Consider the following 23,055-nt stretch of genomic DNA (forward strand, 5'->3'; position numbering starts at 1 on the left):
AATATGTTTATGATAACAAAAGAAACAATCGACTTGAATGATGTCATTGAAAGTGTCGTGCACGCTCATGCCGGCGCGATCAATACTTTTATCGGAACCGTCCGTGAACTGACAAACGACAAACGGACTTTATATTTAGAATATGATGCATATATTCCAATGGCGGAAAAGAAGCTTGAGCAGATCGGAACTGAAATTCAAAATCAATGGAAAGATGCACGTGTTTCGATTATCCACAGAATCGGGAGACTGGAAATATCTGATGTTGCAGTGGCAATCGCAGTATCGACACCCCATCGAGCGGATTCTTATGCAGCGAGCCGCTTTGCAATCGAACGTATAAAAGAAATCGTCCCAATATGGAAGAAAGAGCATTGGGAAGATGGACAGCAATGGATTGGAGATCAACTTGAAAAAAACGAGTACCCTCAGGGCAAACCGGGAGAGGAGCATTTGAATGATTAAGGTTTTACTTTTTGCTGGTTTACAGGAGAAAGCAGGCAAGGGACAAGTGACGGTCAATAAAGAATCATTGACTGTAACCGAACTAATTGAAGAAATTCGGTTAAATGAACCTGAACTTGAGCTTTCAAACGTAATGGTGGCGGTTAATGAAGAATTCGTGAATCAACCAGAGCAAATCGTGAAAAAAGGTGACACCGTCGCATTATTACCACCTGTCAGCGGTGGTTAAGATGTTTCTTCTTGGCTTTCTTCCTCGTGACATTCAAAGCATAGTATTCCATCCTTTAAAACAATACCGTTCAAAAATCCATCGAGACAGTAGATGGATTTTTGGCACTCTTTACACGTTCCGATATATTCTTTCATAATAAATACCTCACTCCATTTGGGTAAAATCATATTATAATTCGATGTTATATTAATAGATGTTCTGACAATGATAAGAAAATCCTTTTATTGGGGCCATCAACTTATAATCCTTTAGGTCATGCTTACTCAGTCGTTGGTTTTCAGTCGAACACAGTTAAAAGATCCATCCTGATATAATCAAGAGATGCGATCCTTTACACATGCATATTGGTTGAAGAGCTTTCGGATCATCAATAGAGCTAGTCCCTACACCTTTTGCGCATGGTTGAATATCATGATTGTGTAAGGGGGGAAGGGCGTGTCTTACCGCAAATATATGCAAGCTTATAATGCTCATACCCAGCAGTTGCGAAAGCATTGTAAGAAGCATCTCCATAAGCATGTTAAATGTCACATGATTGATGGGCAAGTGTACGAAGGGTATTTGGAGCATGTGGATAAAAAAAACGTATACTTAATTGTTGAAATAGAGTCTAAACACCAACCGAAACAATCACCGTACGAGGAACCTACTGTTTCTGGCCAACCATATACCATGCCACAATCGATGAACCAAAATAGACAGTTTCCTAGCTATCCATACCCAAGGTTCACCTATCGACGTCTCATTTTGCCTCAAGCCTATTTAACGGCACTGTCACCGGTTCCATATTAAAAATCAAACAACGACCGAAAGTCACCAAAAAGGTGGCTTTTTTGTTCATATTCATGCTTTTTAATATTTTTGAGTGTGCTGGAAAACCTAAATGATGGAAACATCATAAAAACTATGGAGGGAATCGAATGGGACAGAACAGGCAATTTACTCACGGACAAAAAGCACCGAACAACGGTGTATATGTTGAAATCGGTGAGACTGGAAGCATGGTGAATGATCCGAAGGAATTAAAACTTCAAGCAGGAGATGAATTTCCTGAAACGAGTAATCACAATCGGAAATGGACATATAAGAGGAAACCATAAGCATTTAAATATAGGAAAAAAGTACAATAAGAGGCTGACATTTATGTTTCGTGTCAGACCTTTTTATTTTGCCTAACATAAATGCAGGTTGAAGTTAAGAAGGATTAATATTAATATTGGTTTAGGAGAAGATTACGAAAATTTAGAAATTAATAGAGTAAGGGGGTAAGACCTAGAGCGATTGATCAACTCTTATTCGTTAATACATAATAGAAACTCATCAAAATAAGAGATTGAGGAATTTGTCGTAAACATTTGATACGAAGGGGAGATAGAAAATGAAAAAGAATTCGTTTAAAGGTTTTTTAATGATAGTTTTAATCGGCCTGTTAGGGCTAATAGCGGCTTGTGGTGGAAGCGGAAGCGGAACCGGAGGCGGGAAGGAAAAATTAGAGGTTGTAACGGATGCGGCATATGCCCCATTCGAGTCTATGGATGGTGAAACGATTGTTGGCTTTGACGTTGATTTTCTAGATGCTGTCATGAAAGAAGCCGGATACGATTTTGAATTGAAGAACATCGGATGGGATCCATTATTCGCTGCGATTCAAGGGGAAACAGCCGATCTTGGGATTTCGGCAATTACAATTAACGATGATCGTAAGCAAACCTATGACTTTTCAGTACCATACTTCGAATCGCGAAACATGATTCTAGTCCCGGAAGGCAGCGATATCAAAAGCGCTGAGGATTTAGTAGGTAAAGTTGTAGCTGTCCAAAATGGTACGACAGGGCAGGAAGCTGTAGAAGGTCTTTTAGGCCAGAACCATGATGATATCAAAAAGTTCGATAATAACGTACTAGCAATCATGGAGCTTTTAAAAGGCGGGGCGGATGCGGTCGTCGCTGATAACTCTGTCGTTCAAGCGTATGTTAAGAACAATCCAGATAAAAAGCTGGTAACGATTGCGGATGAGGATAGCTTTGACCCAGAATTCTACGGTCTGATGTTTCCTAAAGGAAGTGAGCTTAAAGCAGATTTTGATAAGGCGATTAAAGCTGTGATTGAGGATGGCACATACTCGAAAGTTTATAAAGAATGGTTTGGAGAAGAACCGAATCTTAAAACTTTGAAAGCTCAATTGGAACAGTAGTTCTTTCAACAGGTTGAATAAATAAAGTTATTTAAAAGCATGTGTGTAGTGGGAGAGCCTCACCAAAAACATGAATTGAGGTTCTTTCATCGCACAATAAAGATAGAAATCAATTACATATTCGAAACAGTCATACAAGATGTGTAGAGGAGAGAACATATGGATTTTCGCTTTGACATCATTAAGGAATATGGGAATTTATTTTTAGAAGGAACTTTATTGACGATTGGACTATCATTAGCTGGTATTTTTATCGGTCTTATACTAGGTTTATTTATTGGTATCGGGAAATTATCAAAACGAAATTTGATTAATATGCCACTAGATTGGTATATCACTTTTTTTCGAGGAACCCCGTTATTCGTACAAATTTTATTGATACATTTTGGTGTTGTTCCGTTCTTAATTGGAGATACAAATGCGGTCATTGCAGGGATTGCTTCTTTATCATTAAATGCAGCTGCCTATATCGCTGAAATATTTCGTGCAGGAATTCAGTCGATTGACAAAGGGCAAATGGAAGCAGCACGGTCTCTTGGGATGAAATATAGGGAGTCGATGCGTTACGTCATATTGCCACAAGCCGTCAAAAGGATGATCCCGCCACTCGGGAACGAATTTGTCGTATTGATAAAAGAATCCTCGTTGCTCGCAGTTATAGCTGTACCGGAGATCATGTATTGGGGGAGGGCAATGCAAGGTCAATATTACCGAGTTTGGGAACCGTATCTGACAGTTGCCTTGATCTATCTAGTTTTAACTCTAACCTTAAGTAAAGTTTTAAGCTTTGTTGAAAGAAAATGGGCAACAGAATAGTGAACGAATAATAGTAAAAAGGACCGTCTGTGTAGAGACGGTCCTTTTTGCAAATCAAGATTATTCGGTTTCGGGATCTTTCACACCCGCTTCACCTAGAATGATAACAAATAAAGCGAAGATGAAACCGATAATGCACGCGGTTGAAAAATGATATTCTCCGCCTTGCATCGAGCTTAGTACATAGAATGACATGTTTGTCAGTAATAGAGACCATATGATTGTCCAAATATAACGCATATTTTCACCTCACACGAATGTAACAATAATCCGCTTTTATTGTAGCATAACTTTCCTTCGAGAAAAACGTTTTGTATAAACTTCCTTAAATGTTCACTAATTATTAGTGTTGTACTTATTAAGACATGCAACAAATCGGTTAACTTTATTTTATCAAAACGCTAGAAATAGGCAAAATACCTGTTCTATTTTTAATTTTTTGCATACATTAACTTAGACTCAATGTAAGGCGTGAATAACATGAGTAAAGTATCCTACCGTATGTTTGAAATTAATAATGAAAAGGGGATCATCCATCTTCCCGAGCAACCAAACGGATTTGCGGTTCTTATTATCGGTGATGTCAATCATTATGTTACCGAGAGTACAAGTTTATGGATACAGCACCCAGAACGCTTTATGTTTATTGATGATTTGACTCATTTAGGATATACAGTGTTTTATTCCAATCTGTATGGACGAAACTGGGGAAATTCGAGGAGTCTTGAATTATTGCATCGGGTGTACCACTCTATTATAAAAAGAGAATTGGTTAATCCATCTATACATCTATTTGCAGAAGGGATGGGTGCACTGACAGCACTTCGATGGATGGAGAGGTATAAGGAGATAACCAGATCCGTCGCCTTTTTAAACCCATGCTTCAGTTTGAAGGTTCATTCTGAAGCGGTTAAAGAACAAAAGCTATTCTATAAACAATTTCATAGGGAAATAAGTCGAGCCTACGCGTTAAATGAAGAAGAGGTCAATCGCCTATTAAGTACAGATCAGGGCTTCAAGCAATATCAATCCACCATACCCGCAAAGATTTGGCACTATACACAAGGTACGCCATATTCATTCCAATCACACAGCAGAGCGTATGAACATTATCGGGAACAACTAGGAGCACCGATTTCATTAACGCTTCAGCTTCCTGGTCGAAAGGCGGATCTTGCGTCTAAAGTCAACTCATTTTATCACCTATATGAACGGGAATTGTAAACGTAAGTTATGCACAATAATAATCAGACAGCAGCCAACTCATTTAATAGGTTAGGTTTGTTAAGTATTTGGGTGCTGTCGTACATAGTCTAGTTCTATAAGCTTTCAATACGTACAAAATGTTTTTGTTCAGAAAGTCGGTTTGAAAAATAGGATAGTAATAGGATCAATAACATATTGGGGGTTCCTGTATTATGAAAAAAGTACTGATTACAGGAGTGGCAGGGGAAGTTGGATTCCCGTTGTGTGAGAATCTGTTGGATTTAGGAGTTGATGTATTTGGGATCGACATTCCTCAAGAACGGACGAGTGAGCGAATTGACATGATTGGAAGAAATGCATTATTTCATTTCACACCTAACAAAATAGAGGAAGTGGATTGGAATACGATGGAGCAAACAGATGTCATTTATCATTTTGCACAAACGTATCCTGCATCCAATCGATTCTCAGAATTGAAAGAGCTGATTGCCAGCCATCAAAGAAATATAAAGAACATTGTATCGTTTGCGGAGGTTAATCATACGAAAGTCATACTTCTTAGTACAATAGAGGTCTATGGAAATACGTATCAACAAATCACGGATGATACAAAGCCTAGTCCCACAAGCCTTTATGGGACGATTATGCTAGCTGAAGAGAATTTTTTATCCGAATATTCGAGGGTCGGGGACTTGGATTACGTGATTCTAAGAGTCCCGTTCGTAAAAAAGATTGCGCATCCAATCGAAGAACACTGTAGAAATATTGACAGAACGGAGCAAGAAAAAGTTTCTAACCAAAATATGGAATTTATAAATGGCCATACAATCGAAGTTCAAGATCTATTGCATGTATTAATTGCAGCTGGTACAACAAATAATGTTAAAGGGATTGTTCCGGTTCCGGGGCAGACTACAGACAACCCATCTTATTCAATAAAAAGCACTAAATTTGCCGAATTGTCAGTACATTTGTAGTATGGATTTCTTATCGCTTTTAATTTAAAATATATATCGTTTATACTATTTAAAAGATATTGTTTATTTTTTATGTTTAAAGGGAGGAAACGGATGAAACTATTGAAGCCGTTCCTAATAGTAGCCCTGGTCCTTACACTTACGGGATGCCAGGATGCACTTGGTCAAGAGCGTTTAGAAGGCGTCGGTTTGTTAATCGAAGATACAATCAATGACCAAGGTTGGGGAACTAAGGGATACAAAGGCTTGCTTCAAGTAAAAAATCGGTTTGATACAACAGTATTTTATCGAGAAGAAATCAAATCGAAGCAGCAAGTGACCGAAGCTGTCACCGAGTTTGAAAAAGACGGGGTTAATCTTGTTTTCGGTCACGGGAAAATCTACGCGTCTATTTTTCAAACCATAAAAGCAGACTTTCCGGACATTCATTTTGTAAGTTTTAATGGTAAAGTAAGCGGTGATGGAATTACGAGTATACACTTTGACTCATATGCGATGGGGTATTTTGCAGGGGTTCTATCCGGTGCCATGTCACAAAGTGGGCAGGTTGGGATGATTGCCGCATTTCCTTGGCAGCCTGAAGTCACAGGGTTTCGGGAAGGGGTCAACGTTTATAACTCAGAGGCTGAAGCAACTATTCAGTTTGTTGAAAATTGGAGTGATACGGATAAAGCCTTAAGTATCATGGATGAAATGGAGAAGATTGGTGTTGACGTCTATTATCCTGCTGGGGATGGTTATACAATTCCGGTAATTAAGCATGTTAAGAATCAAGGGAACTATGCCATCGGCTTTGTCTCAAATATGGCTGATCTAGGGAAACAGACCGTCTTAACAAGTACTGTACAGCATGTAGACCTTTTATATGTGAAAATCGCAAAACAGTTTAATAATGGAACGCTTGAATCCGGCAATCGGCATTATGATTTTCAAGATGAAGTGATTTCGTTGGCTCCATTCAGCGATGTAGTACCGAAAAAGCTTCAAAAAAAGTTGAAGCAAGCTGTTTCTACCTATAAGGAGACGGGGAAACTTCCAGCCCCATAAATGGATGTTGCAACCTGGTTTTTATCGATGTTCAAAAAGCCACCGAAGGATAAACGGCGAATTTCTGCGTTACTCGGTTTTTTCCGGTCCTCACGTATTAATAACATACGTTACGGTCCTCAAAACTGTCGTGCCTTGAACCTCTTGTTTCTATTTCGTCGATTTTTGAACCTGGTTTTTATCGATGTTCAAAAAGCCACCGAAGGATAAACGGCGAATTTTCTAGAGAGTTTTAATACATATTTGGAGGTATTTATATGGATCAAGAACGAAATATGAAATTCATGCAAATTGCGATGGCGCATTTGCCTGAAGCAAAGCAAATGATGGAACAAAAAGGAGTTGAATTTTCTATGGAGGATATTCAACCGATGCTAAATATGCTTATGAACGTAATGAACGATGCCTATGAGCTTGGAAAAGAAGAAGCTGGGGAATAGGTCTATACGCCAAACCCTAAATTCATTATCAATTGAGCTGACAAGCCATAACGTCGGCTCTTTTTTATTGCGACATGCGTTTTCAGATTCTAATCTGTAAATGTTCGTGCTACTGGACAATATCATCTGTTTGAATTAAAATTAGTACCAACTCATAATATAAGATACTAAGGAAACGAGTTCAACAATATTTCAAACGTGGCTCACTTTGACATTGATTTAGTAAGTCATACAAAAAAGGGGTAATGGAATGAATGCAGGAGTAATCGGTATTGGCAGGTATGTTCCGGATCGTGTACTGACCAATGAAGACCTTGAGAAAATAGTGGATACTTCAGATGAATGGATTCGTTCACGAACGGGAATAGAAGAACGTAGAATTGCTGATGATGATATGGATACTTCCCATCTGGCTGAACTAGCTGCGAAAAATGCTCTTGAAGATGCGGAAATCCCAGCAGAAGAACTTGATATGATTCTTGTAGCTACTGTAACAGGAGACTATGGTTTTCCGTCTGTAGCATGTTTAATCCAGGAACGACTTGGTGCCAAGAACGCAGTTGCCATGGATGTTAGTGCAGCGTGCGCTGGATTTATCTATGGTATGATAACTGCAAAACAATATATTGAATCAGGTACGTATAAAAAAATTCTTGTTGTCGGTGTAGAAAAACTTTCTAAAATTACGAATTGGGAAGACCGAAACACGGCCGTATTATTTGGTGACGGTGCCGGCGCAGCTATAATCGCTCCTGTATCTGAGGGTAGAGGAATCCTTTCATTTGATATGGGTTCAGATGGATCAGGCGCAAAACATCTTTATCAAAACGGACAACACCTGTATATGAGTGGCCGAGAGGTGTTTAAGTTTGCCGTACGACAAATGCCGGAATCATCCTTAAAGGTTGTTGAAAAGGCTGGTCTTGAAAAGGAAGATGTGGACTTCCTCATTCCTCATCAGGCAAACATTCGAATTATGGAAGCAGCACGGGAACGTCTTGGACTCCCAAGTGAAAAAATGGCTTACACTGTTCAAAAATATGGAAACACTTCTTCATCATCAATTCCGATCGCATTGGTTGAATCTGTAATGGATGGTAAAATAAAAGAAGATGATGTACTCGTACTTGTTGGTTTTGGCGGTGGCCTCACCTGGGGCGCGGTTGCATTGAAATGGGGAAAATAGTCAATAAGGAGTTGGACAATACATGGGTAAACGAGTTGTTATTACAGGACTCGGCACGATTTCTCCACTAGGAAACGATGTTGAGACTACATGGAGAAATATCATTGACGGAAAATCCGGAATCGGTGAACTGACCCGTAAGGATAAAGAGCTATTTCCTGCTAAAGTTGCCGGGGAAGCAACAGAATTCGATCCAGAAGTATTTATGGACCGGAAAGACGCTCGAAAAATGGACCGTTTTACACAGTTTGCAATAGCTGCATCACTTATGGCCGTCAAAGATGCCGATTTGACGATTACCGAAGAGATTGCACCAAGAGTCGGTGTTTGGATCGGTTCAGGGATTGGCGGAATGGAAACGTATGAACAGCAATTCAAGGTATTTATGGAAAAAGGACATCGGAGAGTCAGCCCATTCTTCGTACCGATGATGATTCCAGATATGGCGTCAGGACAAGTATCGATCATGCTTGGCGCAAAAGGAATTAATTCATGTACCGTAACCGCATGTGCTTCCGGAGCAAACTCAATCGGTGATGCATTTAAAGCGATTCAACGAGGTGATGCTGATGTAATGGTTACTGGAGGAAGTGAAGCGCCGATTACAAGCATGGCACTTGCTGGATTCTCATCTGCAAAGGCGCTTTCAACAAATCCTGATGCCGATTCTGCAAGCCGTCCATTTGATGCAAACCGTGATGGATTCGTAATGGGTGAAGGAGCAGGTATTCTCATTTTAGAATCACTTGAATCTGCACAAAAGCGCGGTGCGAAAATTTATGCAGAGATCACAGGATATGGAGCTACAGGTGACGCATACCACATCACGCAACCAGCACCTGGTGGAGAAGGTGGCGTCCGAGCGATGAACATCGCGCTGAACGATGCTGGACTGAAGCCTGAAGAAGTGGATTATCTGAATGCTCACGGTACAAGCACCGACTATAATGATAAATATGAAACGATAGCAATTAAAAATGTTTTTGGAGAGCATGCAAATAAGCTTGCAATCAGCTCAACCAAGTCAATGACAGGACATTTACTGGGAGCAGCTGGTGGGCTCGAAGCCGTGCTTTCAGTCAAGGCTATTCAAGATAACATCATGCCACCAACGATCAACTATGAAACACCAGATCCAGAATGTGATCTTGATTATGTACCAAATGAAGCCCGCAAGGCTGAAGTGAACACTGTAATGAGTAATTCACTAGGCTTTGGCGGACATAACGTTGCACTCGTCTTCAAACGATTCTCAAATTAAATAGGTTAGTGTAAAAACTGCAGAAAAATCTCTGCAGTTTTTTTCTTTCTTTTTAAATACATTTAATATAGAAGAAACTGGTCTTTATCCATATAGGAATAAATGAACGACCCTGCCCATATAGTGAAATAAATAGTGTACAAGCACTCGTATGGGAGATGAGGGCTTTGATTTTTCGAATGTTTATTCTATTAATTGGTTTTAGCCTGTCCGTGGCCGGTGGAGTCAGTTTGATAGCATTTTTAAACTTGATCTCTGCGGGGCATGGATTCGTGAAATATTTACTATTCATCAGCACAAGATCTGAATTTTATATATTTCTAATAGGACTTGCATTCATCTGGGGAAGCATATACATCCCATCATTTCGTCGTAATTCCGATCAAGATTGACGATTCAATACAAATGTCGACGGAAATTCAGCATTTTATAGAATAATTTAGGGAACCTCTGACTATACTGATTTTAATAAACAGTAAATCCTGTAAAGTGAGGGGTATACATGTTGTATTTACGTGATGTATGGGTCAACTGGTTTGAAGGAGAAGAAAACGGATATAACGTATGTGAATTCCATGAATGGCGAAAAGAGGATTTTATTGAATTACTGGATCAAGTCCCCATCGTTAAAATGGAAACATCCTTGCTCGACTACATAGAGAATGACTTAAGCGAATTACCGTTACAACTCTTAGAAGAAGTTAAGAACAAAAGCTACATCCGGAAAAATAATCAGCGGGAACAAATTGAATATTGTTTTATCGGTACGGATGGAAAAAAGTGCTTAGTTGCGGATACGATGGGATATAAAATTCCAATTCGCAAAAGCAGGATGATCCCTCGTCAAGAGCAATTGGTTTATGAAATGGCCGAGGAGATTGACTCGAGGCGATATACCTTCGACACTAAGCAGCTGACTAAAAAGGAGTATCACATTCTGTCACCAGAACCTGGAAGTATGAATGGATTGACAAGAAGGGAGAGGCAACTAAAACAGCTTCTTTACATGGCTCTTGATCAAATGTACTCAACAGGGAATACAGCTGAAGCCCGATATTGGTATACGGAATGGATCCCAGAAAAGTATTCTGACATCCAGGTAATGAGCTTTGATGAGGCGTGGAGAGCTTTGTATCTCGAAGTCTCTCAGGGATGGACATTCAAACATCAAACGATATGCGAACGATTAATTAAGGGGCAGCCATATTTCGAAAAAATTTGGGAATTGGAAAAAGGGACCCATGTGAATTAAAGAAGACCGCAATCAAAATGCGGTCTTTTTACATTATGGTTTAGGTTGATGGATATTAGGATGAAGCTTTGCAATAGCCAGGTTCCTTACCTATTTAGGCGGATTTAACGGCGCTTTCGTTCTAGACCCATCGCACGCTCTGCTTTTGCAAGCATTTTATTTGCTACTCGAGCTGCTTTTTCTGCACCATGGTCTAGGACGTCATCTAACGTTTCGGATTCAAGAAGCTCAAAATATCGTTCTTGAATTGGGATCAGCTGATCGACAACTGCATCTGCAACGCCGTCTTTAAAGTCCCCGTATCCTTTTCCATCATACTCTTTTACTAATTGTTCAATTGATTTACCTGAACATAACGAATAGATTGTCAGAAGATTAGAGACACCAGGCTTATTTGTTTCATCGTATTTAACAAGGGATTCAGAATCTGTTGTTGATCGCTTGATTTTCTTTCGAATTGTTTTCTCATCATCAAGCATCGAGATAACACTATTCGCGTTTTCATCTGATTTACTCATTTTCTTAGTCGGTTCCACTAGGCTCATGATCCTCGCTCCGACCTTCGCGATGTGAACTTCTGGAACTGTAAAAATATCGTTGTATTGGTTGTTAAATCGTTCGGCAAGATCTCTTGTTAGTTCAAGGTGTTGCTTTTGGTCATCTCCTACCGGTACTATGTCCGTCCCATAAAGAAGGATATCCGCTGCCATGAGTGGGGGATACGTTAAAAGACCAGAGGAAACAGCATCGCGTTTTTTCGATTTATCCTTGAATTGTGTCATTCTTTCAAGTTCACCAATGTAGGAAATGCACTGTAACATCCAACCCAATTTTGTGTGCGCTGGTACTTCAGATTGGATAAATAGAGTTGACTTATCAGGATCGATTCCAATCGCCAAATAAAACGCTGCTAGTTTTCTGCTGTTTTCCCTGAGCTCCAGTTTGTCTTGTGGGACCGTTATCGCATGCTGATTAACTACACAAAAATAACAATCATGTTCCTCCTGATACTTTACAAAGTGTTTAAATGCACCAAGGTAATTACCGAGTGTTGGAAAACCCGTCGGTTGAACTCCAGAGAAAATGGTTGCCATGCTTGTTCACTCCTTATAATTTTTTGAAAAATAAAAAACGCGACACAATCACCCAATTATGGGACGATTACACCGCGTTGCCACCCAGTTTATCCTTTTAATAAAGAATCACTCTGCAATCTGCGTGTACGTATAGGATGTACATACAGATGGTCCATAGTAACGTATGAACAAAAACGTCAAAGCCTACTACTGTTTGGTTCGGTTTGAATGCTCCGAAGTCCATTCCACATATCCTTCTTATCTGTTTTCACCAGCCACAGACTCTCTGAAAAGACTGAATATATGTACTCTCTCCATCATCGCGAAGTTCTATTTAGTTTTTTGTTAGTATATCCAAATCATCAACTGTTTGCAACTAAAAGCTGGAGTAGGAAATAAGCACGGTTAATAGAAACCCTATAAACCCCGAAAGAAGCAGCGGTTCTGTATACGAGTACTCAAATGCCTCAGAAGGAAGGTCCATACGTTCAACATCCTCCATCGTTGCACCCATTCTTGTTCCTTTTTTCATGAAACGACGCACACTCAACGTGATCCCGTCAAAGAACCCACCTCTTGTAACAAAAAACAGTGCTCCAATCATGATATAAAAGAGTGAAACAATAAAGACTGAATTAATGAAGATTAACATCGTCATCTCATTATAATAAAGATATCCAATAATAACAGCTATGAATAAGATTGTTAAAAAAATCGCAATTGAACGCTTAATAAGTACCATCTTGTCACCTCAAGATGATGATACACGAATCAAGTAGAATAAAGCAATCTCCTTTACAAATGATACAGCGCGTGTAATAAGTCAGAATATTTCATATGTATTGAAAAATGCATAGACCATACATTCGGGACCGTACAATGTGTGTTTTCATTGCGGTATCCAACAAATGATATGCATTTCCATTCATTTTTAAGCACTACCGACCTAATTAACCACGATTTCAATGATAGGTAAATAGTCCTATTTTTTGTCACCAAACCGTAATTAATAAAGGTTTTTTGTAAATTATATTAAAAAAAGTGTATGCAAAATAGTGTGAAAACTTGTATAATACGAAATGTGGACGAAAAACTTAAATAATCTGACGATTGTTTAGGGACAACGTTCACGGAAATTCAACAAATAATTAGGGGAGGTCATTAAGACATGAAAAAGTCAAAATGGTCATTGCTTATGACACTAGTATTAGTGCTAAGCATGTTCCTCGCGGCTTGTAGCGGCGGCGGCGGCGGTACTGACACTACTGACGACGGCGACACAGGTAGCGATGGAGATAAGGGAACAACAGAAGAAAAAGCTGAACCACAAGTTTTAAACATTATTGAATCTGCGGAAATTCCGACTATGGATTCAGTAATGGGTACGGATGCAGTAGCATTCCAGGTAATGGCAGGAGTATTTGAAGGTCTTTATCGTCTAGGTAAAGATATGCAGCCTGTTCCTGGTATCGCAGAAAGACACGAAGTGAGTGACGATCAATTGGTCTACACATTCCACCTTCGTGATGCGAAATGGACAAATGGTACACCAGTAACTGCAAAAGACTTCGTCTATTCATGGCAAAAAGCAGTTAATCCAGAAACAGCGTCTCAATACTCATTCATCTTGGGTCCTGTCAAGAACGCTGCTGCAATCTCTGCTGGTGACATGAAGCCAAGTGAGTTAGGTGTTGAAGCCGTTGATGACAAGACGTTGAAAGTAACACTTGAACGTCCAACTCCATACTTCCTAAGCTTGACTACATTTGCGACTTTCTTGCCGCAAAATCAAGAGTATGTTGAGTCTCAAGGCGATAACTACGCTCTTGAAGCAGATACCATGATTTACAACGGACCATTCACTTTAACTGAGTGGAAGCACGAAGAAGGATGGGTAATGAAAAAGAACCCTGACTACTGGGATGCTGAAACAGTTAAGCTAGAAGAAATCAATGTTAAAGTCGTAAAAGACCCTGCAACTGCAGTTAACCTTTATGAAACTGGAAAGATTGATCGTGTAGGTCTATCTTCTGAATATGTAAATAAATACAAAGATCACCCTGATTTCAAATCTTACGGTGAGGCTGTCTTGTTCTACTTCAAGTACAACCAGACTCGTAACGAAGCACTAGCGAACGCTGATGTTCGTAAAGCGCTAAGCATGGCGATCAACAAGGAAGACCTTGTTAACGTTATCCTTAACAACGGATCGATCCCTGCATACTTCGCTGTTCCTAAAGACTTCGTTACAAACCCTGAAACTGGTGAAGACTTCCGTGCAGCAAACGGCGACATGCTTAAGTACAACGTTGAAAAAGCACAGGAGCACTGGGAAAAGGGACTTGAAGCACTTGGAAAAGACAAGGTTACTCTTGAAATCCTAGGTGGAGACACAGAAACGTCTAAGAAGATGCAAGCATACTTCAAGGCGCAGCTCGAAGAAAACCTTCCTGGACTTACAATCGAACTTAAAGGTGTACCATTTAAGCAACGTCTAGAGCTAGATGAAGCACAGGATTATGACATCCAGTTTGCTGGATGGGGTCCTGACTATCAGGATGCTATGACGTTCGTCGACCTTTGGGTAACTGACGGTGGACACAACAAGATGGGTTACTCTAACCCTGAATATGATGCACTTGTAGAAGCAGCGAAAACGGAACTAGCTGGTAAGCCGGTTGAACGTTTCGAAGCAATGCAAAAGGCAGAGAAAATGCTTCTTACTGAAGATGCAGCGATTGGACCACTTTACCAACGTGGTACTTCTCAACTTTGGAAGCCATACGTGAAAAACGTATATATCAACTCATTCGGTCCTGACTACACTTACAAGTGGGCATATATCGAAGGGAAATAATAAGGTACTAGTTTTAAGATAGTATCAGGAGAGTATATGTCGTCCTGAAAGACGTATACTCTCTTTTTCCCTGTAAAGGAATTATTTTTAGAAAATAATAAACCTTTTGATAGTTAATGATCTTTCAGCAGAATAGCACAGAAAAATAGAAGGCATACATGGAGGTGGAAGAGGATGAAAGGGTATATCTTTCAACGTGTAATCTATATGCTAGTTACACTTGTCCTCATTGCTTCTGCAACGTTTTTCCTTATGAAGATTATGCCAGGGACCCCCCTGAGCAACGCGGAAAAACTGACAGCAGAACAAGAAGCAATCATTCTTGATAAATATGGTCTTGATGAACCTATCCCCGTTCAATATGTAACATATATGGCCAATGTATTCACAGGTGATCTTGGATTGTCATTTCAATTTGACGGTCGTGAGGTTACCGGCATGATAATGCAGCGGATTGGTCCGTCTGCTCAGCTTGGATTACAGGCGATGATTTTTGGATCGATTTTCGGTATATTATTAGGGATTCTTTCAGCAATTCGCTATAACACGATTTGGGATTACGGGTCTACATTTATTGCGGTAATCGGTAAATCAATCCCAAGCTTTGTGTTTGCGGCACTACTTCAATATTATGTTGCCGTTAAGCTTGGATGGCTCCCTGTAGCTTTTTGGGATGGATTCCAGTACACGATTCTCCCTACAATTTCAATGGGGGTATTCGTAGTTGCGATCGCCGCACGTTTCACCCGAACAGAAATGCTTGAAGTAATGGGTCAAGAGTACATTACGACTGCAAGAGCAAAGGGTGTCAGTGGCATCGGTGTCGTATTCAAGCACGGAATCCGCAATGCACTGATTCCATTGATTACAATCATGGGACCGCTTGCAATCGGTTTGATGACAGGATCTTTAGTCATAGAGCGAATTTTCGCTATTCCTGGTCTTGGAGAACAATTTGTACGTTCCATAACGACAAATGACTATCCAGTAATCATGGGTACAACTTTATTCTATTCATTCTTCTTGGTTTTGATTATTTTAGTTGTTGACATTTTATACGGAGTTATCGATCCACGAATCCGTCTGGCAGGGGGGAAAGATTAATGAGTAAACGTGAAGAATCCGTTACAGAAGAATTGTTTCAGCCTGCCGAGATTGATCAGGAAAAAAGTGAAGAAATTGCCGGACCAAGTTTAAGCTTCTGGCAGGACGCATGGATCAGCCTCAGGAAAAACAAAGCAGCAATTATCGGTATGATAATTCTAGTCTTGCTTGCATTCTTTGCAATATTCGGTTCGATGATCGGCCCATACGATTCATCAAGTCAGGATTTGGGAAGAGCCAACTTACCTCCTAGAGTACCAGTGCTTGAAGACTGGGGAATTATGGACGGTATTGACGAAATGGGTAACGACATGTATGAGTTCAAAGGGGTAAAAGACCAGTATTTCTGGTTAGGTACGGATGGTCTTGGCCGTGATCTTTGGTCTCGCATTTGGCAGGGAACCCGTATCTCCTTATATATCGCACTGCTTGCTGCTACAATTGATATGGTAATTGGTGTCGCTTATGGTGGTATTTCTGCTTATTATGGCGGCAGGACCGATAATGTCATGCAGCGTATCGTTGAAATATTAGTCGGGATACCGAACTTGATTATCGTAATCTTGATGATTCTCGTAATGGACCCAGGAATCATATCCATTACCGTGGCATTGACAATAACAGGATGGATAGGGATGTCGAGGATAGTACGTGGACAAATTCTCAAACTGAAAACTCAGGAGTTCGTTCTCGCTTCCCGTACACTCGGTTCATCTGATAATAAGATAATTACGAAACACTTAATTCCGAACGTAATGAGTGTCATCGTCATCAATACGATGTTTACGATTCCTGCAGCGATATTCTTCGAAGCATTCTTAAGCTTCATCGGGCTAGGTCTACAGCCTCCAATCGCTTCGCTAGGAACTTTGATTGAAGACGGATATAGAAATATGCAGATTTTCCCTCATATGATGATTTATCCATCAATTGTGATCAGTTTAATCATGATTGCGTTTAACATCGTTGCTGACGGATTACGTGATGCACTCGATCCGAAGATGAGAGATTAGTAGAAGGTGGGTGAAGAGGTTGGAAACTATTTTAGAAGTAAAGAACTTACATGTTTCATTTGATACGTACGGAGGCGAGGTTAAAGCAGTACGTGGCGTTGACCTCCAACTGAAAAAAGGGGAAACTCTTGCGATCGTAGGTGAATCAGGTTCAGGTAAATCTGTTACTTCAAAAAGTATCATGAGATTAATCCCTAACCCGCCGGGTCGTATTAAAGATGGTGAAATTCTTTTTGAGGGAAAAGATTTAGCTAAACTTTCAGATCGACAAATGCAAAAGATCCGAGGATCCGAAATATCGATGATTTTCCAAGATCCTATGACTTCCTTAAATCCAACGATGACCGTTGGGAAGCAAATCATGGAAGGACTCCGTATTCATCAAAGTATGTCGAAGTCACAAGCCAGTGCTCGAGCAATTGAACTATTAAAGCTGGTTGGTATCCCGAATGCAGAAGAACGCATCAAGCAATATCCGCACCAGTTCTCCGGTGGTATGAGACAACGTGTAGTCATTGCAATTGCGTTAGCTTGCAATCCGAAGATTTTGATCGCAGACGAGCCGACTACAGCGTTAGATGTTACAATTCAAGCGCAGATTCTTGATTTGATGCGTGATCTGCAGGATAAGACAGGAACTGCAATTATCCTGATTACTCATGACCTTGGGGTTGTAGCGAATAGTGCTCAGCGTGTTGCGGTTATGTATGGTGGTCAAGTTGTTGAGACGGGTACAGTCGATGAAATCTTCTATAAGCCAAAGCATCCTTACACATGGGGACTGCTTGCATCGATGCCGAAACTCGGAGTATCTAGAGAGACGGATCTGATCGCAATTCCTGGATCACCACCAGACTTAAGTGATCCTCCAAAAGGGTGTCCTTTTGCAGCTCGTTGTCCACATGCGATGAAGGTTTGTGAGGACCATATGCCAGATTATACTGAGTTATCAGGTACCCAGAAGACAGCTTGCTGGTTGTTAGACGACAGAGCACCAAATGTAGAAAAGCCAGAAGCGGCATCAGTTGGAGGTGCGAGATAATGGCAACAAAAGAAAAATTAGTAGAAGTTAAAAACCTGAAGAAATACTTCAATATGGGTAAAGGGCAGATGTTAAAAGCTGTCGATGACGTATCCTTTGACATTTATAAAGGGGAAACTCTTGGTCTTGTAGGTGAATCAGGTTGTGGTAAGTCAACGACCGGCCGTACCATCATTCGTCTCTACGGGGCATCCGGTGGGGAAGTTACGTTTAATGGTGAAGATGTACACGGCAAAAAGTCGAAGGCCAAGCTGAAAGAATTCAACCGCAAGATGCAAATGATTTTCCAGGACCCATATGCATCATTAAACCCTAGAATGACAGTAAAAGATATCGTTGCAGAAGGTATCGATATTCACGGACTGGCTAAATCGAATGAAGAACGACTAAATCGAGTTCACGAATTACTTGAAACTGTTGGTTTAAACAAGGAACATGCGAATCGTTATCCACATGAATTCAGTGGTGGGCAACGTCAGCGTATCGGAATCGCACGTGCGTTAGCTGTTGACCCTGACTTTATCATTGCCGATGAGCCAATCTCAGCATTGGACGTATCGATTCAGGCACAGGTCGTTAACCTGATGCAAAAGCTTCAACGCGAACGTGGTCTGACGTATCTCTTTATTGCGCATGACCTTTCAATGGTTAAGCATATCAGTGACCGTGTGGGTGTTATGTACCTCGGAAACATGGTTGAGCTTACGGAAAGTGATGCGCTATACAATGAGCCATTACACCCATACACGCAAGCGTTGCTATCTGCTATTCCGGTTCCGGACCCAGAAGTAGAACGCAGCCGGGAGAGAATCATTCTTGAAGGTGATGTACCAAGTCCGGTATCACCACCAAGCGGTTGCCGTTTCCGCACAAGATGTCCGCATGCAATGGACGTATGTGCTAAAGTTGCACCGAAATGGCAAGAAGCTAGAGAAGGTCACTATGTTGCATGCCATTTATATGATGATGAAGTAAAAGAAAATTAATAGGGTATTGTTGATAAGACGACCTCTGAATAGAGGTCGTTTTATCGTTGATCAACATTTATCATAGCGTCTCTATAGGTTGTATTTTCTTTCAGAACATCATACGATAGTAATAGAGGTGTACGAAAGATGTAATCAGGAATGAGGAAAATATATGTCAATTTCATTTGTCGTTGATAGTGCTAGTGATTATTTAGGACAACAAGAATCCTTGAATTTAAGAACTCCGATCCATGTCGTTCCTTTAAATGTGAATTTTGAAGGAGAAGGAACCTATCTAGATGGGGTGACGATTACGCATGAGGACTTTTATGATAAAATGCGTGGTTCAAAATCATTGCCAAAAACGAGTCAGCCATCGCCAAAGCGTTTTTTCGATACGTTTCAAAAATTGATTTCTGAAGGGCATACCGTGATTTACTTCGCGATAGCAGGTAAGTTGAGCGGCACATACCAAAGTGCAAATGTTGCTAAAGAGATGTTTCCTGAAGGAGATCAGAAACGGTTATTCTTGATTGATACCGAAACGGTTTCGGCGGGAGTACTTTACTTAGTTGATTATGCAGACCAGCTTGCAGAAAAAGGGCTTTCGTCTGAAGAGATTTTCCATCAAGTTGAGAAACGGAAGAAGGATGTTACTGGAATCATCCTTTTGGAAACACTTGAAAACTTGAAAAAAGGCGGACGTATTTCAGCACTACAAGGCCGTATAGCAGGAATTTTAAATATTAAACCATTGCTAAAAATCAAAGAAGGTACCGTTGACACCCTAGAAAATTTCAGAGGTAAGAAAAAAGGAGTTCGTAAACTTGCTGAGATGATTCAGGAATGGAAGGGAGATCACGAAGAACTCATCATCGTTCATAGCTATCCTTCGAAACATATTGTAGTCGAAACATTTAAGGAACAATTCTCAATGGATACATTTAAAAAAACCCGATTTATAAAACTCGGTAGTGTGATCGGAACATATGCAAGTGAAAATGCGATAGGGGTTATTAAATATTAACAGCTTTGGTACATTTCCAGGCTGTTTTTTATTTGAATGATAAACACAGGGCCGTCAAAAACATAACTGATCAGACGTATAATACGAGTAGACATTCCGTATATATAGGTACTAGAGGAGGGATGAAGTGATCTACTATATGTTTGATCCTGAGGACGATATCTTATTATTTGATGAAATGGAGCGGAGAAAGCAACTTCCTCACTTATTAATGTCATTTCCAAGGAACGAGTGGAAGAATATAATCGATGTGCGTATGAGTGAAAATGATGAGTTATTTGTTTTTGAAAATGAAGAAATAGTTGTGGGGGTTCTCTGGTTCATCGTTCATTTAAATCTATTAGAGGTTCACTCCATTTTTATCAAGGATGAACATTTTTCTGATACCCTTCTAATGAAACTAATCGATTTTTCAGTAAAAAGAGCTAAATATTCCGATTTGAAATCCATAACATTTCCCGAAAAATTAAGTGATGAGTTATGTAGTGAGCTGGACTGCAGCTCATTGACATACGAGGGTTCAAATGTAGTCTGTACTTTCTAGCTTGGCTGTTTCAGACTTGTTGCAACAGAATACTCCGCACTTGCTTTGTTGACGATCGTATCCAGTTGGTTGATCATCGATTTGGCTCGTTCATCGCTAATCGTACGATAATGGTGTTTACCGCCTGGTTTTTCATCTGCTTCGTCGGCTAGTTTAACGACCTGTTGCAGTGGATTAAGCTTCAATTCTCCTTCTGGCAAATATGAATCGGTGTGAAGTAATATCGCCAGTGCAATTTCTTTTGCATTCATCCTGTCCTCATCTAACTCAATTAATAGTTTATGGGCACGCTCTGCCCCTTTAATTGCATGAATGTCATTTGCTTTATAAAGGTCGTAGTCCCATTCTCCGTTACTGTACCACGTGTAGTGTCCGATGTCATGAAGCAGTGCTGCTTTTGTTGCAAGGTCAGGATCTACATTCAATTTTTTCGCAATTTTAACTGCGTGATAGCTCGAGGCGATCGCATGTGCTATCCCGGAGCGCTTTAGGTACTTTTGTGTTTGGGGATGCTGGAAAATATCTATAAGTGTAAGTTTTCGCATGAGTGAACCTCCTTTCGTGATTTTTAGTATATTGTTCAACACTATACCATGAATTGTCTCTTACATTCAAGTATTTTTACAGCTGTATCCTGGTTTTTTTAAAAGTATAAATATGTTGAAATACTACTATATTCGAAAAATAAAAACTTGCCAAAAATAAGAAAAATATGTCGAAAGTTGCTTTTCATGTTAAGAGCAGTTTCCTATAATAGATGCATAGGGGTTTAACAACAGGGGGAGGAACATATTATGGGAATGATGAACGTTATCATGTCATTGTTTTTACTGTCGTTTCCACAATGGGAAATGGCGGGGGAAGAACCTGACAAGGAAGTATCGTTACATAAAGGGATCAAGACACACATCATGAAGAGGGAGCTACCGGAACAATTACCACGCTTTGTATACGATTCCGGTTTAGATTTTACGTACCCAGAGGCTGTTCGAGGTATATATGTGACCGGTCACTCTGCAGGGGGTAGTCGATTTGAGAAACTGGTTTCACTTATTGATAACACAGACCTGAATGCGATGGTTATCGATATAAAAGATGATTATGGAAATATAACATATGTTCCTGCAAAAGGTTCACCACTCCATTCATTCGGGCAACCATTTATCAAAGAACCTAGAAAGATGTTAGAAGTACTGGAAAAACACAAAATATACCCGATTGCTCGAATCGTAGTATTCAAGGATTCTATACTTGCTGAGAGAAAGCCTGAATTATCCTTCAAAAAGGGTAGTCAGATATGGAGAAACGGACGCGGTGAGGCTTTTGTGAATCCATTTCTCAAAGAAGTTTGGGAATATAACCTTCAAGTGGCGATCGATGCTGCAAAATTGGGCTTTGAAGAAATCCAATTTGATTACGTTCGATTTCCTGAAGGGTTCGAAAATCGTGATAAAACATTGAATTATAGTATAGGTGGATATAAGGACCTTAAACTTGATGATGTTCAGAAACGTGTTCAAGCTGTTACAGACTTTGTTGCTTATGCAGAGGAACAATTAAAGCCATATGGTGTTAAGGTATCTGTTGATATTTTCGGATATACGGCAACGATTCCTGAGGCGCCTGGTATCGGACAGAACTTTACAAAGATATCGAGTCACGTAGATGTGATTTCCTCAATGATATATCCAAGTCACTGGACATCGTACTTCGGGATTCCGAAACCTGATTTAGAACCGTATCGCCTCGTGACAGAATATGCGAAGGTTGAAAATCAAAAGCTAGGTGCAATGAAGGATCCCCCAACCTCAAGGCCTTGGATCCAAGATTTCACAGCATCTTACCTTGGAAGTGGAAATTATCGAGTATACGGGAAAGATGAAGTAGAAGTACAGATTCGAGCATTGAACGAAAATGGAATTAAAGAATTTTTATTATGGGATGCAGGAAACTCTTATACACCGAATGTTGACTACACCCCACTAAATTAAATAAAAAACGGAGCTGGAATTGGAATTCCTGCTCCGTTTTTTCTTCTTGCATTATTTTTATGTATCCCTTCTTTGTACCTTTCTCCAGCCTGTCTGAGTTTGCTTGCTTTTTACAGCAAAAAACCGACGACTGTTTTTACCGAATAACCGCAAAGCAGCTCCATGTGTAATGATTCCCATAAATGCAGTTAGACCAATAATGCATATTGACATTAAGGTCAAATCTATAAAAAATTGCATGAGGAATCCCTCCTTTGTATGATACATTTACCAATTCCTGATAATACTATTATAAAAGAAGTTTCACTACTTTGAAAGAAGGTATTCTCATGTGCTGGGATCAAATCCGGAACTTAC

The 23,055-nt window shown here is 40.0% G+C and carries 27 protein-coding genes and 1 other annotated feature; of the genes, 21 read left to right on the forward strand and 6 right to left on the reverse strand.

Annotated elements, in window-relative coordinates; genetic code table 11:
• Nucleotides 1-3: 3 nt before the first annotated feature.
• Together MOJ78_RS08435 and moaD are read left to right on the forward strand one after the other, a co-directional pair.
• Complete coding sequence (locus MOJ78_RS08435; protein WP_304980744.1) at nt 4-465, forward strand: molybdenum cofactor biosynthesis protein MoaE; 462 nt, start codon at nt 4-6, stop codon at nt 463-465.
• Entirely contained in the window at nt 458-694 is a 237-nt protein-coding gene (gene moaD, locus MOJ78_RS08440; RefSeq protein ID WP_304980745.1) for a molybdopterin converting factor subunit 1, read from the forward strand. The genes MOJ78_RS08435 and moaD overlap by 8 nt, the downstream gene beginning before the upstream one ends.
• Here moaD and MOJ78_RS08445 read toward each other — a convergent pair.
• A complete protein-coding gene (locus MOJ78_RS08445; protein WP_304980746.1) occupies nt 691-831 on the reverse strand; it encodes a hypothetical protein in 141 nt (46 codons plus the stop codon). The genes moaD and MOJ78_RS08445 overlap by 4 nt on opposite strands.
• A gap of 301 nt (nt 832-1,132) precedes the next feature.
• On the opposite strand from MOJ78_RS08445, the gene MOJ78_RS08450 reads away from it, so the two are divergent.
• From MOJ78_RS08450 to MOJ78_RS08465, 4 genes are all read left to right on the forward strand, one after another.
• Nucleotides 1,133-1,489 carry a hypothetical protein gene (locus MOJ78_RS08450; protein WP_304980747.1) on the forward strand — a complete coding sequence of 119 codons (357 nt, stop codon included), beginning with the start codon at nt 1,133-1,135 and terminating at the stop codon, nt 1,487-1,489.
• A gap of 128 nt (nt 1,490-1,617) precedes the next feature.
• A complete protein-coding gene (locus MOJ78_RS08455; protein WP_304980748.1) occupies nt 1,618-1,797 on the forward strand; it encodes a YjzC family protein in 180 nt (59 codons plus the stop codon).
• A 278-nt stretch (nt 1,798-2,075) separates the two neighbouring features.
• Nucleotides 2,076-2,891, forward strand: coding sequence for a basic amino acid ABC transporter substrate-binding protein (locus tag MOJ78_RS08460; protein ID WP_304980749.1), 816 nt, complete (start codon nt 2,076-2,078; stop codon nt 2,889-2,891).
• Between the two features lie 159 nt (nt 2,892-3,050).
• Nucleotides 3,051-3,707, forward strand: a complete 657-nt coding sequence (locus tag MOJ78_RS08465; RefSeq protein WP_304980750.1) for an amino acid ABC transporter permease — start codon at nt 3,051-3,053, stop codon at nt 3,705-3,707.
• Nucleotides 3,708-3,767: 60 nt separating this feature from the next.
• Here MOJ78_RS08465 and MOJ78_RS08470 read toward each other — a convergent pair whose 3' ends face one another.
• Nucleotides 3,768-3,947 carry a YjzD family protein gene (locus MOJ78_RS08470; protein WP_304980751.1) on the reverse strand — a complete coding sequence of 60 codons (180 nt, stop codon included), beginning with the start codon at nt 3,945-3,947 and terminating at the stop codon, nt 3,768-3,770.
• Between the two features lie 240 nt (nt 3,948-4,187).
• On the opposite strand from MOJ78_RS08470, the gene MOJ78_RS08475 reads away from it, so the two are divergent.
• The 7 genes from MOJ78_RS08475 to MOJ78_RS08510 all read left to right on the forward strand — a co-directional run bounded on the left by MOJ78_RS08475 (nt 4,188) and on the right by MOJ78_RS08510 (nt 11,076).
• Nucleotides 4,188-4,931: an alpha/beta hydrolase family protein gene (locus tag MOJ78_RS08475; protein ID WP_304980752.1), complete on the forward strand. Its 744-nt coding sequence runs from the start codon at nt 4,188-4,190 to the stop codon at nt 4,929-4,931.
• A gap of 194 nt (nt 4,932-5,125) precedes the next feature.
• Nucleotides 5,126-5,890: an NAD-dependent epimerase/dehydratase family protein gene (locus MOJ78_RS08480; RefSeq protein ID WP_304980753.1), complete on the forward strand. Its 765-nt coding sequence runs from the start codon at nt 5,126-5,128 to the stop codon at nt 5,888-5,890.
• A gap of 93 nt (nt 5,891-5,983) precedes the next feature.
• Nucleotides 5,984-6,937, forward strand: a complete 954-nt coding sequence (locus MOJ78_RS08485; protein WP_304980754.1) for a BMP family ABC transporter substrate-binding protein — start codon at nt 5,984-5,986, stop codon at nt 6,935-6,937.
• A 257-nt stretch (nt 6,938-7,194) separates the two neighbouring features.
• The gene (locus tag MOJ78_RS08490; RefSeq protein WP_304980755.1) at nt 7,195-7,377 is read left to right on the forward strand and encodes a ComZ family protein; all 183 of its coding nucleotides are present in this window, start codon (nt 7,195-7,197) and stop codon (nt 7,375-7,377) included.
• Nucleotides 7,378-7,627: 250 nt separating this feature from the next.
• Nucleotides 7,628-8,563, forward strand: coding sequence for a beta-ketoacyl-ACP synthase III (locus tag MOJ78_RS08495; RefSeq protein ID WP_304980756.1), 936 nt, complete (start codon nt 7,628-7,630; stop codon nt 8,561-8,563).
• A gap of 22 nt (nt 8,564-8,585) precedes the next feature.
• Nucleotides 8,586-9,824, forward strand: a complete 1,239-nt coding sequence (fabF, locus tag MOJ78_RS08500; protein WP_304980757.1) for a beta-ketoacyl-ACP synthase II — start codon at nt 8,586-8,588, stop codon at nt 9,822-9,824.
• A 502-nt stretch (nt 9,825-10,326) separates the two neighbouring features.
• On the forward strand, nt 10,327-11,076 hold the full coding sequence (locus MOJ78_RS08510; RefSeq protein WP_304980758.1) for a YjbA family protein: 750 nt from the start codon (nt 10,327-10,329) through the stop codon (nt 11,074-11,076).
• A 104-nt stretch (nt 11,077-11,180) separates the two neighbouring features.
• Here MOJ78_RS08510 and trpS read toward each other — a convergent pair whose 3' ends face one another.
• Nucleotides 11,181-12,170 (reverse strand): tryptophan--tRNA ligase, encoded by a 990-nt coding sequence (gene trpS, locus MOJ78_RS08515; RefSeq protein WP_304980759.1) that lies wholly within the window; start codon nt 12,168-12,170, stop codon nt 11,181-11,183.
• A 56-nt stretch (nt 12,171-12,226) separates the two neighbouring features.
• Nucleotides 12,227-12,482: a binding site (T-box leader), on the reverse strand.
• Between the two features lie 46 nt (nt 12,483-12,528).
• Nucleotides 12,529-12,894, reverse strand: coding sequence for a DUF3899 domain-containing protein (locus MOJ78_RS08520; RefSeq protein ID WP_304980760.1), 366 nt, complete (start codon nt 12,892-12,894; stop codon nt 12,529-12,531).
• Between the two features lie 426 nt (nt 12,895-13,320).
• Here MOJ78_RS08520 and MOJ78_RS08525 point away from each other — a divergent pair, with 426 nt between their 5' ends.
• From MOJ78_RS08525 to MOJ78_RS08555, 7 genes are all read left to right on the forward strand, one after another.
• On the forward strand, nt 13,321-15,009 hold the full coding sequence (locus tag MOJ78_RS08525; protein WP_304980761.1) for a peptide ABC transporter substrate-binding protein: 1,689 nt from the start codon (nt 13,321-13,323) through the stop codon (nt 15,007-15,009).
• Between the two features lie 174 nt (nt 15,010-15,183).
• On the forward strand, nt 15,184-16,113 hold the full coding sequence (gene opp3b / locus MOJ78_RS08530; protein ID WP_304980762.1) for an oligopeptide ABC transporter permease: 930 nt from the start codon (nt 15,184-15,186) through the stop codon (nt 16,111-16,113).
• Nucleotides 16,113-17,126 carry an oligopeptide ABC transporter permease gene (opp3C, locus tag MOJ78_RS08535; protein WP_304980763.1) on the forward strand — a complete coding sequence of 338 codons (1,014 nt, stop codon included), beginning with the start codon at nt 16,113-16,115 and terminating at the stop codon, nt 17,124-17,126. Before opp3b ends, opp3C begins: the two co-directional genes overlap by 1 nt.
• 19 nt (nt 17,127-17,145) lie before the next feature.
• A complete protein-coding gene (locus MOJ78_RS08540; RefSeq protein WP_304980764.1) occupies nt 17,146-18,168 on the forward strand; it encodes an ABC transporter ATP-binding protein in 1,023 nt (340 codons plus the stop codon).
• A complete protein-coding gene (locus tag MOJ78_RS08545; RefSeq protein ID WP_304980765.1) occupies nt 18,168-19,154 on the forward strand; it encodes an ABC transporter ATP-binding protein in 987 nt (328 codons plus the stop codon). The genes MOJ78_RS08540 and MOJ78_RS08545 overlap by 1 nt, the downstream gene beginning before the upstream one ends.
• A gap of 154 nt (nt 19,155-19,308) precedes the next feature.
• Nucleotides 19,309-20,163 carry a DegV family protein gene (locus tag MOJ78_RS08550; protein ID WP_304980766.1) on the forward strand — a complete coding sequence of 285 codons (855 nt, stop codon included), beginning with the start codon at nt 19,309-19,311 and terminating at the stop codon, nt 20,161-20,163.
• Between the two features lie 127 nt (nt 20,164-20,290).
• Nucleotides 20,291-20,707: a hypothetical protein gene (locus MOJ78_RS08555; RefSeq protein WP_304980767.1), complete on the forward strand. Its 417-nt coding sequence runs from the start codon at nt 20,291-20,293 to the stop codon at nt 20,705-20,707.
• On the opposite strand, the gene MOJ78_RS08560 is transcribed toward MOJ78_RS08555, so the two are convergent.
• Nucleotides 20,704-21,252: an HD domain-containing protein gene (locus MOJ78_RS08560; protein ID WP_304980768.1), complete on the reverse strand. Its 549-nt coding sequence runs from the start codon at nt 21,250-21,252 to the stop codon at nt 20,704-20,706. The genes MOJ78_RS08555 and MOJ78_RS08560 overlap by 4 nt on opposite strands.
• A 249-nt stretch (nt 21,253-21,501) precedes the next feature.
• Between MOJ78_RS08560 and MOJ78_RS08565 the strand changes: the two genes are divergently transcribed.
• Complete coding sequence (locus MOJ78_RS08565) at nt 21,502-22,698, forward strand: putative glycoside hydrolase (protein ID WP_370529778.1); 1,197 nt, start codon at nt 21,502-21,504, stop codon at nt 22,696-22,698.
• A gap of 57 nt (nt 22,699-22,755) precedes the next feature.
• Here MOJ78_RS08565 and MOJ78_RS08570 read toward each other — a convergent pair whose 3' ends face one another.
• Nucleotides 22,756-22,938, reverse strand: a complete 183-nt coding sequence (locus MOJ78_RS08570; RefSeq protein ID WP_304980769.1) for a hypothetical protein — start codon at nt 22,936-22,938, stop codon at nt 22,756-22,758.
• Nucleotides 22,939-23,055: the final 117 nt, after the last annotated feature.

It is taken from the genome of Alkalihalobacillus sp. AL-G, from assembly GCF_030643805.1.
Lineage (GTDB): Bacteria > Bacillota > Bacilli > Bacillales > Fictibacillaceae > Pseudalkalibacillus.

What these genes read in the sequence shown, in the direction of transcription:
- MOJ78_RS08435 (WP_304980744.1), top strand. Translation starts at nt 4, where the DNA reads ATGTTTATGATAACAAAAGAAACAATCGACTTGAATGATGTCATTGAA.
- moaD (WP_304980745.1), top strand. Translation starts at nt 458, where the DNA reads ATGATTAAGGTTTTACTTTTTGCTGGTTTACAGGAGAAAGCAGGCAAG.
- MOJ78_RS08445 (WP_304980746.1), bottom strand. Translation starts at nt 831, where the DNA reads ATGAAAGAATATATCGGAACGTGTAAAGAGTGCCAAAAATCCATCTAC.
- MOJ78_RS08455 (WP_304980748.1), top strand. Translation starts at nt 1,618, where the DNA reads ATGGGACAGAACAGGCAATTTACTCACGGACAAAAAGCACCGAACAAC.
- MOJ78_RS08460 (WP_304980749.1), top strand. Translation starts at nt 2,076, where the DNA reads ATGAAAAAGAATTCGTTTAAAGGTTTTTTAATGATAGTTTTAATCGGC.
- MOJ78_RS08465 (WP_304980750.1), top strand. Translation starts at nt 3,051, where the DNA reads ATGGATTTTCGCTTTGACATCATTAAGGAATATGGGAATTTATTTTTA.
- MOJ78_RS08470 (WP_304980751.1), bottom strand. Translation starts at nt 3,947, where the DNA reads ATGCGTTATATTTGGACAATCATATGGTCTCTATTACTGACAAACATG.
- MOJ78_RS08475 (WP_304980752.1), top strand. Translation starts at nt 4,188, where the DNA reads ATGAGTAAAGTATCCTACCGTATGTTTGAAATTAATAATGAAAAGGGG.
- MOJ78_RS08480 (WP_304980753.1), top strand. Translation starts at nt 5,126, where the DNA reads ATGAAAAAAGTACTGATTACAGGAGTGGCAGGGGAAGTTGGATTCCCG.
- MOJ78_RS08485 (WP_304980754.1), top strand. Translation starts at nt 5,984, where the DNA reads ATGAAACTATTGAAGCCGTTCCTAATAGTAGCCCTGGTCCTTACACTT.
- MOJ78_RS08490 (WP_304980755.1), top strand. Translation starts at nt 7,195, where the DNA reads ATGGATCAAGAACGAAATATGAAATTCATGCAAATTGCGATGGCGCAT.
- MOJ78_RS08495 (WP_304980756.1), top strand. Translation starts at nt 7,628, where the DNA reads ATGAATGCAGGAGTAATCGGTATTGGCAGGTATGTTCCGGATCGTGTA.
- fabF (WP_304980757.1), top strand. Translation starts at nt 8,586, where the DNA reads ATGGGTAAACGAGTTGTTATTACAGGACTCGGCACGATTTCTCCACTA.
- MOJ78_RS08510 (WP_304980758.1), top strand. Translation starts at nt 10,327, where the DNA reads ATGTTGTATTTACGTGATGTATGGGTCAACTGGTTTGAAGGAGAAGAA.
- trpS (WP_304980759.1), bottom strand. Translation starts at nt 12,170, where the DNA reads ATGGCAACCATTTTCTCTGGAGTTCAACCGACGGGTTTTCCAACACTC.
- MOJ78_RS08520 (WP_304980760.1), bottom strand. Translation starts at nt 12,894, where the DNA reads ATGGTACTTATTAAGCGTTCAATTGCGATTTTTTTAACAATCTTATTC.
- MOJ78_RS08525 (WP_304980761.1), top strand. Translation starts at nt 13,321, where the DNA reads ATGAAAAAGTCAAAATGGTCATTGCTTATGACACTAGTATTAGTGCTA.
- opp3b (WP_304980762.1), top strand. Translation starts at nt 15,184, where the DNA reads ATGAAAGGGTATATCTTTCAACGTGTAATCTATATGCTAGTTACACTT.
- opp3C (WP_304980763.1), top strand. Translation starts at nt 16,113, where the DNA reads ATGAGTAAACGTGAAGAATCCGTTACAGAAGAATTGTTTCAGCCTGCC.
- MOJ78_RS08545 (WP_304980765.1), top strand. Translation starts at nt 18,168, where the DNA reads ATGGCAACAAAAGAAAAATTAGTAGAAGTTAAAAACCTGAAGAAATAC.
- MOJ78_RS08550 (WP_304980766.1), top strand. Translation starts at nt 19,309, where the DNA reads ATGTCAATTTCATTTGTCGTTGATAGTGCTAGTGATTATTTAGGACAA.
- MOJ78_RS08560 (WP_304980768.1), bottom strand. Translation starts at nt 21,252, where the DNA reads ATGCGAAAACTTACACTTATAGATATTTTCCAGCATCCCCAAACACAA.
- MOJ78_RS08565 (WP_370529778.1), top strand. Translation starts at nt 21,502, where the DNA reads ATGGGAATGATGAACGTTATCATGTCATTGTTTTTACTGTCGTTTCCA.
- MOJ78_RS08570 (WP_304980769.1), bottom strand. Translation starts at nt 22,938, where the DNA reads ATGCAATTTTTTATAGATTTGACCTTAATGTCAATATGCATTATTGGT.